Below are 16301 nucleotides of genomic sequence, written 5' to 3'. Positions count from 1 at the left end.
AAGACGTGATGCGCCGTCGTGCCACGTTGTTGCAGCGCTTGCACATCGACGGCCCATTGCTGATCCTGCTGCTGACGTTGGCCGCGGGCAGCCTGTTCGTGCTGTATTCGGCCAGCGGCAAGAGCTGGGATTTGCTGGCCAAGCAAGCGACTTCGTTCGGCATCGGCCTGGTGTCGATGGTCGTTATCGCCCAGCTCGAGCCGCGTTTCATGGCGCGCTGGGTGCCGCTGGCCTATGTCATTGGGGTGAGCCTGCTGGTGGTGGTGGACGTGATGGGCCACAACGCCATGGGCGCCACGCGCTGGATCAACATCCCCGGGGTCATCCGCTTCCAGCCTTCGGAATTCCTGAAGATCATCATGCCGGCGACCATCGCCTGGTACCTGTCCAAGCGCTCCTTGCCGCCGCAACTCAAGCACGTGTGCATCAGCCTGTTGCTGATCGGTATCCCGTTCATCCTGATCGTGCGGCAGCCGGACCTCGGTACTTCGCTGCTGATCCTGGCCGGCGGCGCCTTCGTGTTGTTCATGGGCGGGTTGCGCTGGCGCTGGATCCTCAGTGTGATCGCCGCCGCGGTGCCGGTGTCGGTGGCCATGTGGTATTTCGTGATGCACGACTACCAGAAGCAGCGGGTCCTGACCTTTCTCGACCCGGAGAGCGATCCGCTGGGCACCGGCTGGAACATCATCCAGTCCAAGGCAGCCATCGGTTCTGGCGGGGTATTCGGCAAGGGTTGGCTGATGGGCACCCAGTCCCACCTGGACTTCCTGCCGGAAAGCCACACCGACTTCATCATTGCCGTGATGGGCGAGGAGTTCGGCCTGGTGGGCATCTGCGTGCTGTTGTTGATCTATCTGCTGCTGATCGGCCGAGGGCTGGTAATCACCGCCCAGGCCCAGACATTATTCGGCAAGTTGCTCGCGGGCAGCTTGACCATGACGTTTTTTGTTTATGTTTTCGTCAACATCGGTATGGTCAGTGGCCTGTTGCCGGTTGTGGGGGTGCCGTTGCCATTCATTAGCTACGGAGGAACTTCGCTGGTGACACTACTGTCAGCGTTTGGGGTTTTGATGTCGATCCATACCCATCGCAAGTGGATCGCGCAGGTTTGAATAAGGTGAAGAGTTTAATGCAAGCAATGCGTGGCTGGTCGACGCGGCATGCGCCGTGGATCGGCCTGGTCGGCTTCCTGGGCGGTGCGCCGCACGCCTTGGCCGGCGACTACGAGGGCTCGCCCCAAGTGGCCGAATTCGTCGGTGAAATGACCCGCGACTACGGTTTTGCCGGTGAACAGCTGATGGGGGTGTTCCGCGAGGCCGAACGCAAGCAGTCGATCCTCGACGCGATCTCCCGGCCCGCCGAGCGCGTCAAGCAGTGGAGCGAGTACCGGCCGATGTTCATCACCGAGGCCCGTGTTGCCCGGGGCGTGGACTTCTGGCGCCAGCACGAGGCCGTGTTGGCCCGCGCCGAGCAGGAATACGGCGTGCCGGCCCAGGTCATTGTGTCCATCATTGGCGTCGAGACCTTTTTTGGCCGCAATACCGGGAATTTCCGGGTGATCGACGCGCTGTCGACCCTGGGCTTCGATTTCCCGCCACGCGCCGAGTTCTTCCGCAAGGAACTGCGTGAGTTCCTGCTGCTGGCCCGCGAAGAACAGGTCGATCCGCTGACGCTCAAGGGTTCCTATGCCGGAGCCATGGGCCTGCCGCAATTCATGCCCAGCAGTTTCCGCGCCTACGCGGTGGACTTCGACGGCGACGGCCACATTAATATCTGGACCAACCCGACCGATGCCATTGGCAGTGTTGCCAGCTATTTCAAGCGTCACGGCTGGGAGGCTGGCCAGCCAGTGGTCAGCCGCGCCGACGTACGTGGCGACCGCGTGGAGGAGGGGCTGACCGAGGGGATCGAGCCGACGAAAACCGTCGGGGAGTTGCGGGCGTTGGGCTGGTCGAGTCATGATGCGCTGCGTGACGACATGCCGGTCACCGCGATACGCCTGGAAGGCGAGCAGGGCCCTGAATACTGGATGGGCCTGAAGAATTTCTACGCGATTACGCGTTATAACCGCAGCGTGATGTACGCCATGGCCGTACATCAACTGTCTGAAGAGCTGGTCAAAGCACGGGGCGTCAAATAATGCGGGCATTGCCTACCTATCAACCCCTGAAAGCCAAGCCCCTCAAGTTGGTGGCGTTGGCCGCGCTGTCGCTGTTGGTCGTCAGTTGTTCGACCAGCCGCGCGCCGGCCCAGAAAAGCTCCACCGCCGTGCGCGCTACGCCGGGCCTGGACATCAACCGGGCCCACAAGGACGGCGCACCGTGGTGGGACGTGGACGTCTCGCGCATTCCCGATGCGACGCCGACCCTGCACACCGGTCCCTACAAGGCCAACCCGTACACGGTGTTGGGCAAGACCTACTTCCCGCTGTCCGAGTCCAAGCGCTACGTCGCTTCGGGCACGGCGTCCTGGTATGGCACCAAGTTCCACGGCCAGAACACCGCCAACGGCGAGGTCTATGACCTGTATGGCATGAGCGCGGCCCACAAGACCTTGCCACTGCCAAGCTACGTTCGGGTGACCAACCTGGACAACAACAAGAGCGTGATCCTGCGGGTCAACGACCGTGGGCCGTTCTACTCCGATCGCATCATCGACTTGTCGTATGCGGCGGCGAAAAAACTCGGTTACGCTGAAACCGGCACTGCGCGGGTCAAGGTCGAGGGCATCGACCCGCAGGAATGGTGGGCCCAACGCGGCCGTCCGGCGCCTTTGATGCTCAACGAGCCGAAAGTGGCGCAAAATGCCGCGCCGACCGTGACGGCTTCCACCGGTACGGTCGAGCAGTGGACACCACCGCCGCAGCAGCATGCCGCGGCCGTCGTGCCTATGCAGCTCGACGCAAAAAAAAACGCTTCTGCAACAGCGTCTGGCCAGTATCTGCAAGTGGGCGCGTTCGCCAACCCGGACGCTGCCGAGCTGCTGAGGTCGAAGCTCAGCTCGATGGTGAGCGCCCCGGTGTTCATCAGTTCGATCGTGCGCAATCAGCAGACACTGCATCGGGTGCGCCTGGGGCCCATCGGTTCTCCGGGTGAAGTCCAGCAGGTACAGAACAGTGTTCGCCTGGCCAATCTCGGTTCGCCGAGCCTGGTCACCGCAGAATGATGTGATTGAGGGCCCGCTTGTGGTTCGAGCGGGTCAGGTTGTTGGCTCCACGCATAACAAAAGCCCGGCAAGGGATGTGAGTGAGCAACTTAAATACGTGGCGGCCCGTTAGAGGGTTGCCTGTTTAGTTTTGCCTCCGGGCAGTCCCATAAGCGATTTCGAGAGACGGATGAACATCACCACCTTTGCCAAGCGCCTTTGCCTGCTAGTCCCGTTGCTTCTCTCACCTGCCGCGTTCGCGGTCGAGATGATGCCGGCCCCCCCTCAACTGGCCGCTAAATCCTTTGTACTCATGGATGCCAGCAGCGGCGAGGTGCTGGTGGAGAACAACGGTGACCAGCGCCTGCCACCGGCCAGCCTGACCAAGCTGATGACCGCCTACATCGCGACCCTGGAAATCCGTCGTGGCCAGATCGGTGAAAACGATCCGGTGACCGTCAGCGAAAACGCCTGGCGCACCGGCGGTTCGCGGATGTTCATCAAGGTCGGTTCGCAAGTGACCGTCAGCGACCTGCTGCATGGCATCATCATCCAGTCCGGCAACGATGCCAGCGTCGCCCTGGCCGAGCACATCGCCGGCAGCGAAGATGCGTTCGCCGACATGATGAACAAGACCGTCGCTGACCTGGGCATGACCAACAGCCACTTCATGAACCCTACCGGCCTGCCGAACCCCGAGCATTACTCGTCGGCTCACGACATGGCGGTCCTGGCGCGGGCGATCATCCACGAAGACCCGGCCCACTACGCCATCTATTCCCAGAAAGAGTTTTTCTGGAACAACATCAAGCAGCCTAACCGCAACCTGCTGCTGTGGCGCGACAAGACCGTCGATGGCCTGAAGACCGGTCACACCGAAGAGGCTGGCTATTGCATGGTGTCGTCGGCTGTCCGTGACGGCATGCGCCTGATCGCCGTCGTGTTCGGCACCAACAGCGAAGTGGCCCGTGCCGCCGAGACCCAGAAGCTGCTGACCTACGGTTTCCGCTTCTTCGAAACCCAGACCTTCTACCAGAAGGGTACCGAACTGGCCCAGGCCCAAGTCTGGAAAGGCTCCACCAATCAGGTGAAGGCCGGCCTGGCCCAGGACCTGACCATGACCCTGCCCAAAGGCCAGCTCAAGAAGCTCGCTGCCAGCATGACCATGAACCCGCAACTGACCGCACCCATCGCCAAGGGCGATGTGATCGGTAAAGTCGAAGTCAAACTGGACGAAAAAGTGGTGCACAGCGCTGACCTGATCGCTCTGGACGCGGTCGAGGAAGGTGGTATCTTCCGCCGCATGTGGGATAGCATCCGTCTATTCTTCTACGGCTTGTTCAACTGATTTTAGTGTTGACCTCCATGGCCCCGTTCCGATCCGGCGCGGGGCCATGTTCGTTACCACGGCTTACGAGGCCGTTACGCCATGACAGACTCCGAAGTACAGGCGCCAAAAATCGAATTCCCTTGCGCGGATTATCCGATCAAGGTAATCGGCGACACCGGTGTGGGTTTCAAGGACCGGATCATCGAGATCCTGGAGAAACATGCCACCGTTGACCACAAGACCCTGGCCGAACGCCAGAGTACCAACGGCAAGTACACGACGATCCAGCTGCACATTATTGCCACCGGGCAGGAACAGCTGTACGACATCAACAGCGAGCTGCGCGCGACCGGTTTCGTGCACATGGTGTTGTGATGCCGGGCACGCTGGGCTTTCGCGAGCTGGGTCGGATGGCTTACGAGCCGGTCTGGCATGCCATGCAACGCTTCACTAACGAGCGCGGCAACACCGCCGACGATGAGGTCTGGCTGGTGGAACACCCACCAGTGTTCACCCAGGGCCAGGCCGGCAAGGCCGAGCACCTGTTGCTGCCGGGGGATATTCCGGTGGTGAAGGTCGACCGGGGCGGGCAGGTGACCTACCATGGCCCTGGCCAGCTGGTCGTCTACCTGTTGCTGGACGTGCGCAAGTTGGGCTTTGGCGTACGTGAGCTGGTCACGCGCATGGAAACCTGCCTGATCGAGCTGCTGGCCAGTTACGGCGTGACCGCGGCGGCCAAGCCGGATGCGCCGGGTGTCTACGTCGACGGGGCGAAAATCGCCTCCCTGGGCCTGCGGATCCGCCACGGTTGTTCGTTTCACGGCCTGGCGTTGAACGTGGACATGGACCTTTCGCCGTTTCGACGGATTAATCCCTGTGGTTACGCGGGGCTGGCAATGACCCAGCTGCGCGATCACACAGGATCGATTGAATTTGCCGAGGTAAGTGCCCGGCTGCGCGCGCAGCTCGTCAAACACCTCGACTATGCTGAGCAGACGACCCTTACGGGCGGAATCGACTGATATGACTACTGATGCAGTGCAAACCATGATCCCGACGCTGGATGTTACCGAGCGTCCGGCCCCGCGTGCCAAGGTAGAGGCCGGCGTCAAGCTGCGCGGCGCCGAAAAGGTTGCACGCATCCCGGTGAAGATCATTCCGACCACCGAGTTGCCGAAGAAACCCGACTGGATTCGCGTACGCATTCCGGTGTCTCCGGAAGTCGACCGGATCAAGGCCCTGCTGCGCAAACACAAGCTGCACAGCGTCTGCGAAGAAGCCTCCTGCCCGAACCTGGGCGAATGCTTCTCCGGCGGCACCGCTACGTTCATGATCATGGGCGACATCTGCACCCGCCGTTGCCCGTTCTGTGACGTCGGCCACGGCCGGCCGAAGCCATTGGACGTGAACGAGCCAGAAAGCCTGGCCATCGCCATCGCCGACCTGAAGCTCAAGTACGTGGTCATCACCTCGGTGGACCGCGACGACCTGCGTGACGGCGGCGCCCAGCACTTCGCCGATTGCATCCGGGAAATCCGCAAGCTGTCGCCGAACGTGCAGCTGGAAACCCTGGTGCCCGATTACCGTGGGCGCATGGATGTTGCCTTGGAAATCACTGCTGCCGAGCCGCCGGATGTGTTCAACCACAACCTGGAAACCGTGCCGCGCCTGTACAAGGCTGCGCGTCCGGGGTCGGATTATCAGTGGTCGCTGACGCTGTTGCAGCGCTTCAAGCAGATGATGCCGCATATTCCTACCAAGTCTGGTTTGATGCTGGGCCTGGGTGAGACCGATGAGGAAGTGATCGAGGTCATGCAGCGTATGCGTGAGCATGACATTGATATGTTGACCTTGGGGCAGTATCTGCAGCCTTCGCGTAGTCACTTGCCGGTGCAGCGTTTTGTTCACCCGGATACCTTTGCGTGGTTTGCTGAGGAAGGGTACAAGATGGGCTTTAAGAATGTGGCTTCGGGGCCGTTGGTGCGGTCTTCGTATCATGCGGATGAGCAGGCTAAGTTGGTCAAGGCTGAGCTGCTGGGTTCTTGATTTAGCGTTTTGGGGTGGTGTGTATATCCGTTGCTGCGGTAACGGCCGCTTAGGGTTCCGCTCTTACAGCGGGTCACTTTTGAAGAGCGCAAAAGTAACCAAAAACGCTTTGCCCACCACTCGGCACCTCGCTTAGGCTCGGTGTGCCCTCACTCCGGCATTGCTCCGTGGGCCCGCCGCGAAGGGCCATCCATGGCCCAGCGCGGCTATCCCGGCATCCATGCCGGGATGCCCACTACGCAATGCCTGCGTTCGGCCATCGTGGTTAACGGGGCGCCCCAGATCAAGAACCGACGCGAGGCGGCCTTATAGCCGGCCTGGCTTAGAGTGAACGCGTTCCTCCTGTGGGAGCGAGCCTGCTCGCGAAAGCGGAGGATCAGTTTGCGGTGATGTTGGCTGTGCTGACGTCATCGCGAGCAAGCTCGCTCCCACAGTTTTTTTGTGTTGTGTGCAGATGTCGTGAACACCCGCAAACCCATGTGGGAGCGAGCTTGCTCGCGATGGCGGTGGTTCAGTTACATAGATGCTGGATATGCCGCGCTGTTGCTTTGCTTTGCTTTGCTTTAGATCTTGATCTTGATCTTGATCTTGATCTTGATCTTGATCTTGATCTTGATCTTGATCTTGATCTTGATCTAGGCGCCCCATTAAACCACGCTGGCCGAACGCAGGCATTGTGCAGTGGGCATCCCGGCATGGATGCCGGGATAGCCGCGCTGGGCCATGGATGGCCCTTCGCGGCGGCCCACGGAGCAATGCCTTCGTTCGGGCATGCCGAGCCTAGGCGAGGCACCGAGTGGTGGGGCAAGAGCGTTTTGCTTACTTTTGCGCTTTTCAAAAGTGAGCCGCTGTAAGAGCGGAACCATAAGTTGCCGTTACCGCAGCAACGGATATTCACACATAAGCACGACTCAAACCGGGAGATGCATGGATGACCGTCCGCCCCACCCACACCCTATCTCCACATCACCCCGTCCCAGCCCTCCCATCCGAAGGCCTGATCGCGGTGATCGCCCCCGCCGGCCCCGCCCCCCTGGACACGGAAAAAGCCATCCAATGGATGCAAGCCCAAGGTCATGAACTGCGAATACTCCCAGGCGTCTACGAAAAGAACGGCTACCTCGCCGGCAGCGACGAAGTCCGCCTCAACGACCTGCACACCGCCTTCGCCGACCCGGAAATAAAAGCAATCATCTGCCTACGCGGCGGCTACGGCACACCACGCCTGCTAGACCGCATCGACTACGAACTCCTAAAACGCAACCCCAAACCCTTCGTAGGCTACAGCGACATCACCGCCCTACACCTGGCCATCAGCCGTTACGCAGGCTTCGTCACCTTCCACGGCCCGCTACTCAACGCCGATCTCCTGGGCGACAAGCAACCCCCCACCGTCACCTCATTTTTCAGCCTGCTGCGTGGACAATTGAAGGCCGGCAGCACACTGAACCATCCCGCCGAATACCCCTTGACCACCGTCGAGCCCGGCATCGCCCACGGGCGCTTGCTGGGGGGCAACCTGTCGATCATTGCCGCGACCATTGGCACGCCTTATCAGATCGACGCCGCAGGCGTGATCCTGTTCATCGAAGACATCAACGAGCCCCTGTATCGCATCGACCGACTGCTGACCCAACTGCGCCTGGCCGGCACGTTGGCACAGCTGCGCGGCGTGTTGGTGGGGGATGTGGCCGGGGTGGATGTCGAGGCGTTGAACCGCTTGCTCAAGCAGACCTTCGAACCGTTGCGGATTCCGGTCTTGTCCGGTTGGCGCAGCGGACACTGCGATCCGAACCTGACCTTGCCCATGGGGGCGCTGGTGAAGCTCGATGCGGGGGAGAAGCTGTTGGTGTTGGCGCAGGATGTGGTCGTCAGCCGCTAGTCATCTAGCGTCTGCAAGGCAGTCTTCGCGAGCAAGCTCGCTCCCACATTTGATCGGGTTTCCATGAAGGAACGCGGTCACCTGTGGGAGCGAGCTTGCTCGCGATAGCGGCAGTCGCCCTAAGACGAATCAGCGGTTACGCAACCCTTCCAGCAACTGGTGCGTCGGATACCCGTCCGCCGGCCAGCCGAACGACTGTTGGGCGCTGCGGATCGCCTTGCGGGTGTTGGCGCCGATGATGCCGTCGGGGTTGCCGGCGTCGTAGTTATGCTTGCTGAGCAGAGTCTGCAGTTCGATGCGTTCGCTGCGGCTCAGGGGCAGGTCGTCCTTGGGCCATTGGCCGTCGATCAGCCCCGCGCCGGCGAAGCGCTCGGACAACAGGCTGACTGCCAAAGCATAGGACGAAGAGTTGTTGTACTTGAGGATGGCGCGGAAGTTGTCGAGCACCAGGAATGCCGGGCCACGATAGCCGGCCGGCAGCAGCAGGGATGCCGACAACTGTTCGGAACCGGCCGGGACCTGGCCGCCGTTGGGCAGGCTGACGCCCAATTGCAGCCATTCGGAGACAGGCTTGCGGATCGCGCCATCGGCGAGGGGGTAATTGAACCCCTCTTTGAGCCGCACTTCGAACCCCCACGGCTGGCCGCGTTGCCAGCCCGAGCTTTGCAGGTAGTGCGCGGTCGAGGCCAGGGCATCGGTGGAGCTGCCCCAGATGTCGCGGCGACCGTCGCCATCGAAATCCACGGCATGGGTGTTGTAGGTGGTGGGAATGAACTGGGTCTGGCCCATGGCGCCGGCCCACGAGCCGAGCATTTTTTCCGGTGTGATATCGCCCTGTTGCAGGATTTGCAGGGCGGCAATCAGTTGCGCATGGGCAAAGCCTGGGCGCCGTCCCTCATAGGCCAGGGTCGCCAGGGAATTGATCACCGACTTGGTGCCCTGGAACTGACCGAAGTTGCTTTCCATGCCCCACACCGCCACCAGGGCCTGGCGATCAACGCCATAGCGCTGTTCGATGCTTTGCAGGATCTGCGCATGTTGGTCGAGCAGGGCCTGGCCCTTGCGTACTCGCAGCGGCGACAACGCGCCATCGAGGTATTCCCACACGGGGCGGGCGAATTCCGGCTGGCTGCGGTCGGCCTTGATCACGCTCATGTCCGGGCTGACGCCGATGAAGGCGCGGTCGAACAGGTCGGCACGGATCCCGGCGGCCAGTGCTTCCTTGCGAAACCCGGCCTGCCATTCGGCGAAGGTCTGGGTGGGCGCAATGACCAGGTCATCACCGGTCGGTACCACGGGCGGCACGACGGCTGGAGCAGTGACGGCAGGGGCGGTCTGGAGCGGTTGGGCGTCGGCGGCGGTAGGTTTTTCGGCGCAGGCGACAAGCAGGGCGACGCTTGCGGCAATGATCAGCTGGCGCAGTGGCCAACGACGGGAAAGACAAAAGGGCATGCACGGATCCAGAAATACAAATCAGGTGCTGACCTTATCATGCGAAAGGGGTGTAGGGCTTGTCCGGGTGTTTCAAGCTGCCACAAAGCAAGAAGCCTCCCAGTTGTCAGACTGGAAGGCTTCGCGGCGGTAGCTGCCTTTGCCCTTGTTGGGTCGTTCCTGACGACTGCGGAACAGGGGCTGGGCGATGATGGATTTGGCCTTGTTGGGGCCATGCTTGGATGGCTTTTTGCTCATGATGAGTTCTCGCATGGGTGGGTTTTGCGGTGCAAATCATGGGGCAGAGTTGGGGGGCTGTCCAGTCCCTGGATGCAGTAGGAAATTTCGTATCAGGTGACGGAGTTGGGGTAGAGAGCTTCTGTGGCGAGGGAGCTTGCTCCCGCTGGGCTGCGCAGCAGCCCCAATAACATTCTGGCAACTCAGTATGTCTGGCAGATCCAAGGGGTCTGCTTCGCAGCCCAGCGGGAGCAAGCTCCCTCGCCACAGAAGCCAACCATGCCCCGGTCAAAATAAAGCCCTTTGGCCTGAAGAGAGAGTTTATTCTGCTGGCAGAGTCAGCCGCTGGCCGGCCATCAACAGAGACAACCGGCTCAGGCTCATCCACGGCGAGCCGGCGGCCTGGCCCTTGATCTGCGCATCGATGCGCTGGGCTTCGAGCAGCAATTGCGCCCAGCGCGACGCCGAGTAGCGTTGCAGGGCCTTGCTCATCAGCGGTTTGCGTTTGTCCCACACCGGCGGGCGGGCCTGGCTGAAGGCTTTGTCCAGCGGTACGCCCTGGCTGTATTGCAATGACAGGTTGGCCAGCAGGCGCAGTTCCCGGGCCAGGGCCCAGAGGATCACCGGCGGCTCGACGCCTTCCCCGCGCAGGCCTTCGAGCATGCGCAGGGCGTGGGCGGCTTCACCGTTGAGGATCGCATCGGTCAGCCCGAAGACATCGAAGCGCGCGCTGTCGGCCACGGCGGCCTGTACCGTTTCCACGGTGATCTGCCCGCCCTCGGCCATCAGCTTGAGCTTTTCGATCTCCTGGGCCGCGGCCAGCAGGTTGCCCTCGACCCGGGCAGCGATCAGCTCCACCGCGTCCTGGCTGGCCGAGAGGCCGGCCTGGGACAGGCGTTGGCGGATCCAGCTGGGTAACTGGCTGACGTCCACCGGCCAGATCTGCACGAACTGGGTTTGCTGGCCTTCGACCAGGGCTTTGCCCCATTTGGTCTTCTGCGCACTGCCGTCAAGTTTTGGCAAGCTGATGAGCAGCACCGTGTCTTCGGCCGGCCGCGAGCAGTACTCGATCAGCGCCGCAGCGCCCTTGTCGCCAGGCTTGCCAGACGGCAGGCGCAGCTCCAGCAGGCGTTTCTCGGCAAACAGCGACATGCTCGCCCCAGCCTGCAGCAGCGTGCCCCAGTCGAAACTGGCGTCGGCGGCGAACACCTGGCGTTCGTCAAAGCCTTGCTGGCGGGCGGCGGAGCGGATGGCGTCGGCGGCTTCCTGGCACAGCAGCGGGTCATCGCCGCTGATGATGTAGACCGGCGCGAGGGCGCCTTGCAGGTGTTTGCCGAGTTGGGCGGGGGCGAGCTTCATAAGAGAAGGCGAGCGGGGCGCCGGAGCGCCCCGCAAGGCTTATTCAGCCGGGATTTGCATCGGCGACTGTTGCGGCGTTTCCGCCTCAGCCTTGCGTGCCGCTTCCAGCGCGTCGGCTTCGGCCTTGGCGCGGGCGTCGGCGGTCTGTTGCAACTGTTCCAACTGGGCCGGGCTCAGTTGTTGCAGGCGCAGCATCATGCGCTGTACGAGGTTACGACGCATTTCGTCGCGCACTTCACTCGACTCCTGGTCGGACCCGGTGATGTTGTTGCCATCGTGCAGGTAGACCTTCTGCACTTGCAGCTTGTCGTCCAGCAGCGACAGGTTATTGCTGCCACGGATCTCATAGCTCAGCACATTGGTCAGTTCGTACTCGGCCGAACGACCGGCGCCGGCATAGCTCAGGCTGCGCTGGCTTTGCTGCTCACGGGTCAATATCAGCTTGTAGGGCGCGCCGTTGTAAACCTTGACCCCGCTGTTCTCCAGGGTTTCGCGGAGCATTTTAACGGTGTCGCCAAAAGCGTCCCGTGCGCTGAGGTCCAGCTCCGTGATGGCCAGCTCGGTGGTGCCGGTGCCGCGCAGTTGGAAGCCGCAGGCGCTCAACAGGACCGCCAGGCCCATTACCAGCAGATTACGTTTGATCATCTTGTTGCTCCCCTTGAACCCTATGGGCCGACGGTGCGGCCTCGCAGGTTATATTCGGCGCCAGGCTCAAGCCTCGCGCCCGATCCAATTAGCTTGCGACGATGTTGACCAGTTTGCCTGGCACGACGATCACTTTGCGGATCGTCAGGCCGTCGACGAAGCGCAGCACGTTTTCATTGGCCCGTGCGGCGGCTTCGACTTCTTCGCGAGTTGCCGCGGCCGGCATTTCGATCTGCCCGCGCAGTTTTCCGTTGACCTGGATGACCAGGGTCAGGCTGTCCTGCACCAGCGCGGTTTCATCCACCACCGGCCAGCTGGCGTCAATCACCGGGTCGGCGTGACCCAGTTGACTCCACAGCTCATGGCTGATGTGCGGGGTGATCGGAGCCAGCAGCAGTGTCACGGCTTCCAGGCCTTCGTGAACCAGTGCGCGATCCTGTTCGGTGGCTTGCGCGGCTTTTTCCAGGACATTCATCAACGTCATCACCTGGGCGATGGCGGTGTTGAATTTGTGGTTCTGGCCGACGTCATGGCTGGCCTGCTTGATGGCCAGGTGGATCGAGCGGCGAACGGCTTTCTGCTCGTCGTTCAGGCGGCTGATGTCCAGTTTGCCCGGCAGGCCCTGGGTGACGTGGGCTTGAGTCAGGCGCCAGACGCGCTTGAGGAAACGGTGCGAGCCTTCGACGCCCGAATCGGACCATTCTGCGCTCATGTCAGGTGGCGAGGCGAACATCATGAACAGGCGGCAGGTGTCTGCGCCGAACTGGTCAATCATCGACTGTGGGTCGACGCCGTTGTTCTTCGACTTGGCCATCTTCTCGGTGCCACCGATTTCCACCGGCAGGCCGTCGGCGATCAGCTTGGCGCTGATAACCTTGGCTTTGCTGTCGCGTTCAAGCTCGACGTCAGCCGGGTTGAACCAGGTGTAGGCGCCGTTGGCTTCGCGGCGATAGTAAGTCTCGGCGACCACCATGCCCTGGGTCAGCAGGTTCTTGAACGGCTCGTTGGAACTCACCAGGCCTTCGTCACGCATCAGCTTGTGGAAGAAGCGCGCGTAGAGCAGGTGGAGGATGGCGTGTTCGATGCCGCCGATGTACTGATCCACCGGCAACCAGTGGTCGGCCGCGGATTTTTCCACCAGGCCACCTTCGTAGCGCGGCGAGGCATAGCGGGCGTAGTACCAGGAGGACTCGACGAAGGTGTCCATGGTGTCGGTTTCACGCTTGGCCGGTGCGCCGCATTTCGGGCAGCTGCACTCATAGAACTCAGGCATGCGCGCCAGGGGCGAACCGGCGCCGTCGGGAACGACGTCTTCCGGCAGGACCACGGGCAATTGATCTTCCGGGACCGGTACGTCGCCACAGGTGTCGCAGTGCACGATCGGAATCGGGCAGCCCCAGTAGCGCTGGCGGCTGATGCCCCAGTCCCGCAGGCGGAACTGGGTGCGGGAGGCGCCGAGGTTCTTCTTGATCAGGGCCACTTCGATGGCATCGAACGCACCGACGAAATCCAGGCCGTCGAACGCGCCGGAGTTGATCAGCTCGCCATGCTCGCCGTAGGCGTCCTGCCAGGGGGCCGGGGTCTGGTCACCGGCGCTGGTGCGCACGACGGTCTTGACCGGCAGGTTGTACTTGTGGGCGAATTCGAAATCACGTTCATCGTGCGCCGGCACGGCCATTACAGCGCCATCGCCGTAATGCATCAGGACGTAGTTGGCGACCCACACCGGGAGTTTCTCGCCGGTGAGCGGATGCTCAACGAACAGCGAAGTTGGCAGGCCTTTTTTCTCCTGCGTGGCGACGTCGGCTTCGGCGACGCTGCCGCCCTTGCATTCGGCAATGAATGCCTGCAGCTCGGGGTTGTTCCGGGCGGCCAGGGTCGCCAGCGGATGCTCGGCGGCAACGGCGACGTAAGTGGCGCCCATCAGGGTGTCGGGGCGGGTGGTGAAGACCTTCAGTGCGCCGGCTTCGCCGATGGAGGCGACGTCGTAGGGGAACTGCACTTCCATGCCCCGGGACTTGCCGATCCAGTTGCGCTGCATGGTCTTGACCTGTTCAGGCCAGCCCGTCAGTTCGTCGAGACTCTCCAGCAGCTCATCCGCGTAGGCGGTGATCTTGAAGTAGTACATCGGGATTTCGCGCTTTTCGATCAGCGCGCCGGAGCGCCAGCCGCGACCGTCGATCACTTGCTCGTTGGCCAGTACGGTCTGGTCCACCGGGTCCCAGTTCACGGTACCGTTCTTGCGGTAGATCACGCCTTTTTCGAACAGGCGAGTGAACAGCCATTGTTCCCAGCGGTAGTAGTCGGGCTTGCAGGTGGTGACTTCGCGGGACCAGTCCACCGCCAGGCCCAGGCTGCGCAGCTGGCTCTTCATGTAGGCGATGTTTTCGTAGGTCCACTTGGCAGGGGCCACGTTGTTCTTCATCGCGGCGTTTTCCGCCGGCATGCCGAAGGCGTCCCAACCCATGGGCTGCAGGACGTTCTTGCCTTGCATGCGCTGGTAACGGGAGATCACGTCGCCGATGGTGTAGTTGCGCACGTGCCCCATGTGTAGCTTGCCGCTGGGGTAAGGGAACATCGACAGGCAGTAGTAAGTCTCCTTGCCTGGCTGTTCACTGACTTCAAAGGACTTTTGCTCGTCCCAGAACGACTGGGCGGCGGCTTCGATTTCACGGGGCTGGTAGTGTTCGTGCATGGCTACTTTTGTACTGAATGGGGTGGCCCAATCCTCTTCGTTGCCATGCTGGACGCAGAACGACGCCGAATACGGCGTTTTCGATGCCCAGCCGAGCTGGAAGTGGAGTTACAGGAAGCGCCGTAGCATACATGACCGCGCTCTGCCGAGGGAAACCCTGATTGCTGCGAGCCATCGCCGAGCCATTGCTGGCCATCGGCCGTAGCCCGTGTTCAGGGCCGTTGGTCGCGGCGTCCTGCCGGTTTGCCCAACGAAGCTAAGCTTCTCAATGGGGAGTGAGTCTTATCTTCAATGAGGTGAGGGATGGTTGAATCACAACGAAAAGTAACGACGCCTGAGCTGTACGAAAAACTGATCGATCGTCTCGGGGTTGCCCTTGACGCTGCAAGAACCGCCGGTCATTTGCGTGATGAACGCCCGGCAGAGCTGGAGCTGCGCGGCTTGAGCCCCGCAGAGTTCGAACTGGTCGAGGCTTACCTCGAACAGGTCGGACACCAAGCCCCCATCAGTGGGGCTCAGGTACTCAAGCGTCTCGATGTGCCCCGTTCGGCCAAGGTTGTGTGGCTCAAGGACCGGACACCTGACAAGGATGCTGTAAAGATCCGGTCGCGGCAGTTCAAGTAGAACCGGATTCACGCGTGTCGCTTTTTTTGATTCAAGGTTTTTTCGAATCTGTTGTCGCTTTGCGTCAACCCACCTAGGCTTCGGGCATCTATGGAGATGCCCGATGCCGTTTCGCTATTTCATCAAACAACTGTTATTGCCGCCTGGCCTTCTTTTGCTGCTGCTGGCGCTTGCCTGGTGGTGGCGCAACTCCCGGCCGCGCCTGGCCCGCCTGTGTTTTTTCCTTGGACTGGGTGGCTTCTGGCTGATGAGCCTGCCCGTGGTGGTGCAATGGAGCGCCAAGGCACTGGAGCGCGAACCGCCGCTTTCGCGCAGCGAGTGGGCGAGCCTGGCCCAGCGTGCCGACGCCATTGTGGTGCTGGGCTCTGGTCGCGAGCGCGGTGACCCGGCCTGGGGCACCGACCAGCCCACCGGCATCGGGTTGGAGCGCCAGCGTTATGCGGCGCGGCTGGCCAAGGCGTCGGGATTGCCCGTGCTGACGACCGGCGGCTTGCACTACGGCAGCCCACCCAGCGAAGCGAAGCTGATGGCCGATTCGATGCTGGACGATTTCGGCGTCACCGTACGCTGGCAGGAAGAGCGCAGCCGCACGACCTGGGAAAACGCCCGGATGAGCGCCGAGATCCTCCTGCCGGCCGGCATCAAGCGTGTCGTGGTGGTGACCCAGGCATGGCACATGCCGCGGGCGGTCATGAGCTTCGAACGATCGGGATTTGAAGTCGTGCCGGCGCCGGTGGGTTTCCTGGGACCGGACCACGGCCGACCGTTGGGCGGCTGGATGCCGGAATTCAAGTCGATCTGGCAGTCCGGGCAGTTGATGAATGAGGCGGTGGGGTTGGTGGGGTATTCGGTGTTCTATCGCTGAGCATACGTAATGTGTGGGTTGAACATAGTTGTGGCGAGGGAGC

At 61.8% G+C, this 16301-nt stretch carries 16 protein-coding genes; 11 read left to right on the top strand and 5 right to left on the bottom strand.

What is annotated here, in order from left to right:
• The first annotated feature begins 8 nt into the window (after positions 1 to 8).
• The 9 genes from rodA (at position 9) to QNH97_RS24875 (ending at position 8402) form a co-directional block, all read left to right on the top strand.
• A complete protein-coding gene (rodA, locus tag QNH97_RS24915) occupies positions 9 to 1112 on the top strand; it encodes a rod shape-determining protein RodA (protein WP_283557549.1) in 1104 nt (367 codons plus the stop codon).
• Between the two features lie 17 nt (positions 1113 to 1129).
• Complete coding sequence (mltB, locus tag QNH97_RS24910; protein ID WP_283554349.1) at positions 1130 to 2140, top strand: lytic murein transglycosylase B; 1011 nt, start codon at positions 1130 to 1132, stop codon at positions 2138 to 2140.
• The gene (locus QNH97_RS24905) at positions 2140 to 3165 is read left to right on the top strand and encodes a septal ring lytic transglycosylase RlpA family protein (RefSeq protein ID WP_283554348.1); all 1026 of its coding nucleotides are present in this window, start codon (positions 2140 to 2142) and stop codon (positions 3163 to 3165) included. Before mltB ends, QNH97_RS24905 begins: the two co-directional genes overlap by 1 nt.
• A gap of 169 nt (positions 3166 to 3334) precedes the next feature.
• Positions 3335 to 4492, top strand: coding sequence for a D-alanyl-D-alanine carboxypeptidase family protein (locus QNH97_RS24900; RefSeq protein ID WP_283554347.1), 1158 nt, complete (start codon positions 3335 to 3337; stop codon positions 4490 to 4492).
• A gap of 81 nt (positions 4493 to 4573) precedes the next feature.
• Positions 4574 to 4849 (top strand): DUF493 domain-containing protein, encoded by a 276-nt coding sequence (locus QNH97_RS24895; RefSeq protein WP_283554346.1) that lies wholly within the window; start codon positions 4574 to 4576, stop codon positions 4847 to 4849.
• The gene (gene lipB, locus QNH97_RS24890; protein ID WP_283554345.1) at positions 4849 to 5496 is read left to right on the top strand and encodes a lipoyl(octanoyl) transferase LipB; all 648 of its coding nucleotides are present in this window, start codon (positions 4849 to 4851) and stop codon (positions 5494 to 5496) included. Before QNH97_RS24895 ends, lipB begins: the two co-directional genes overlap by 1 nt.
• 1 nt (position 5497) lies before the next feature.
• Complete coding sequence (gene lipA / locus QNH97_RS24885; protein WP_502944457.1) at positions 5498 to 6520, top strand: lipoyl synthase; 1023 nt, start codon at positions 5498 to 5500, stop codon at positions 6518 to 6520.
• A gap of 491 nt (positions 6521 to 7011) precedes the next feature.
• The gene (locus QNH97_RS24880) at positions 7012 to 7374 is read left to right on the top strand and encodes a hypothetical protein (RefSeq protein ID WP_283557592.1); all 363 of its coding nucleotides are present in this window, start codon (positions 7012 to 7014) and stop codon (positions 7372 to 7374) included.
• Between the two features lie 77 nt (positions 7375 to 7451).
• The gene (locus tag QNH97_RS24875; protein WP_283554344.1) at positions 7452 to 8402 is read left to right on the top strand and encodes a S66 peptidase family protein; all 951 of its coding nucleotides are present in this window, start codon (positions 7452 to 7454) and stop codon (positions 8400 to 8402) included.
• A gap of 129 nt (positions 8403 to 8531) precedes the next feature.
• Here QNH97_RS24875 and QNH97_RS24870 read toward each other — a convergent pair whose 3' ends face one another.
• From QNH97_RS24870 to leuS, 5 genes are all read right to left on the bottom strand, one after another.
• Positions 8532 to 9854 (bottom strand): lytic murein transglycosylase, encoded by a 1323-nt coding sequence (locus QNH97_RS24870; protein WP_283554343.1) that lies wholly within the window; start codon positions 9852 to 9854, stop codon positions 8532 to 8534.
• Positions 9855 to 9926: 72 nt separating this feature from the next.
• Positions 9927 to 10091 carry an alternative ribosome rescue factor ArfA gene (gene arfA, locus QNH97_RS24865; protein WP_003185764.1) on the bottom strand — a complete coding sequence of 55 codons (165 nt, stop codon included), beginning with the start codon at positions 10089 to 10091 and terminating at the stop codon, positions 9927 to 9929.
• A 300-nt stretch (positions 10092 to 10391) separates the two neighbouring features.
• The gene (gene holA / locus QNH97_RS24860; protein WP_046065214.1) at positions 10392 to 11429 is read right to left on the bottom strand and encodes a DNA polymerase III subunit delta; all 1038 of its coding nucleotides are present in this window, start codon (positions 11427 to 11429) and stop codon (positions 10392 to 10394) included.
• A gap of 39 nt (positions 11430 to 11468) precedes the next feature.
• Positions 11469 to 12074 carry an LPS-assembly lipoprotein LptE gene (locus tag QNH97_RS24855; RefSeq protein ID WP_283554342.1) on the bottom strand — a complete coding sequence of 202 codons (606 nt, stop codon included), beginning with the start codon at positions 12072 to 12074 and terminating at the stop codon, positions 11469 to 11471.
• An 88-nt stretch (positions 12075 to 12162) separates the two neighbouring features.
• Positions 12163 to 14769 (bottom strand): leucine--tRNA ligase, encoded by a 2607-nt coding sequence (gene leuS, locus QNH97_RS24850; RefSeq protein ID WP_283554341.1) that lies wholly within the window; start codon positions 14767 to 14769, stop codon positions 12163 to 12165.
• Positions 14770 to 15072: 303 nt separating this feature from the next.
• On the opposite strand from leuS, the gene QNH97_RS24845 reads away from it, so the two are divergent.
• The gene (locus QNH97_RS24845) at positions 15073 to 15393 is read left to right on the top strand and encodes a hypothetical protein (RefSeq protein WP_283554340.1); all 321 of its coding nucleotides are present in this window, start codon (positions 15073 to 15075) and stop codon (positions 15391 to 15393) included.
• A 103-nt stretch (positions 15394 to 15496) separates the two neighbouring features.
• On the top strand, positions 15497 to 16258 hold the full coding sequence (locus QNH97_RS24840; RefSeq protein ID WP_283554339.1) for a YdcF family protein: 762 nt from the start codon (positions 15497 to 15499) through the stop codon (positions 16256 to 16258).
• Positions 16259 to 16301: the final 43 nt, after the last annotated feature.

Source organism: Pseudomonas sp. G2-4 (assembly GCF_030064125.1).
In the GTDB taxonomy this organism is placed as follows: domain Bacteria; phylum Pseudomonadota; class Gammaproteobacteria; order Pseudomonadales; family Pseudomonadaceae; genus Aquipseudomonas.
The sequence above is the reverse complement of the archived record's forward strand: the minus strand, read 5'-3'. Positions and strand labels throughout refer to the sequence as shown.

What these genes read in the sequence shown, in the direction of transcription:
- QNH97_RS24840 (WP_283554339.1), top strand. Translation starts at nt 15,497, where the DNA reads ATGCCGTTTCGCTATTTCATCAAACAACTGTTATTGCCGCCTGGCCTT.
- QNH97_RS24845 (WP_283554340.1), top strand. Translation starts at nt 15,073, where the DNA reads ATGGTTGAATCACAACGAAAAGTAACGACGCCTGAGCTGTACGAAAAA.
- QNH97_RS24875 (WP_283554344.1), top strand. Translation starts at nt 7,452, where the DNA reads ATGACCGTCCGCCCCACCCACACCCTATCTCCACATCACCCCGTCCCA.
- QNH97_RS24870 (WP_283554343.1), bottom strand. Translation starts at nt 9,854, where the DNA reads ATGCCCTTTTGTCTTTCCCGTCGTTGGCCACTGCGCCAGCTGATCATT.
- lipB (WP_283554345.1), top strand. Translation starts at nt 4,849, where the DNA reads ATGCCGGGCACGCTGGGCTTTCGCGAGCTGGGTCGGATGGCTTACGAG.
- lipA (WP_502944457.1), top strand. Translation starts at nt 5,498, where the DNA reads ATGACTACTGATGCAGTGCAAACCATGATCCCGACGCTGGATGTTACC.
- arfA (WP_003185764.1), bottom strand. Translation starts at nt 10,091, where the DNA reads ATGAGCAAAAAGCCATCCAAGCATGGCCCCAACAAGGCCAAATCCATC.
- QNH97_RS24895 (WP_283554346.1), top strand. Translation starts at nt 4,574, where the DNA reads ATGACAGACTCCGAAGTACAGGCGCCAAAAATCGAATTCCCTTGCGCG.
- holA (WP_046065214.1), bottom strand. Translation starts at nt 11,429, where the DNA reads ATGAAGCTCGCCCCCGCCCAACTCGGCAAACACCTGCAAGGCGCCCTC.
- QNH97_RS24855 (WP_283554342.1), bottom strand. Translation starts at nt 12,074, where the DNA reads ATGATCAAACGTAATCTGCTGGTAATGGGCCTGGCGGTCCTGTTGAGC.
- QNH97_RS24905 (WP_283554348.1), top strand. Translation starts at nt 2,140, where the DNA reads ATGCGGGCATTGCCTACCTATCAACCCCTGAAAGCCAAGCCCCTCAAG.
- leuS (WP_283554341.1), bottom strand. Translation starts at nt 14,769, where the DNA reads ATGCACGAACACTACCAGCCCCGTGAAATCGAAGCCGCCGCCCAGTCG.
- QNH97_RS24900 (WP_283554347.1), top strand. Translation starts at nt 3,335, where the DNA reads ATGAACATCACCACCTTTGCCAAGCGCCTTTGCCTGCTAGTCCCGTTG.
- mltB (WP_283554349.1), top strand. Translation starts at nt 1,130, where the DNA reads ATGCAAGCAATGCGTGGCTGGTCGACGCGGCATGCGCCGTGGATCGGC.
- rodA (WP_283557549.1), top strand. Translation starts at nt 9, where the DNA reads ATGCGCCGTCGTGCCACGTTGTTGCAGCGCTTGCACATCGACGGCCCA.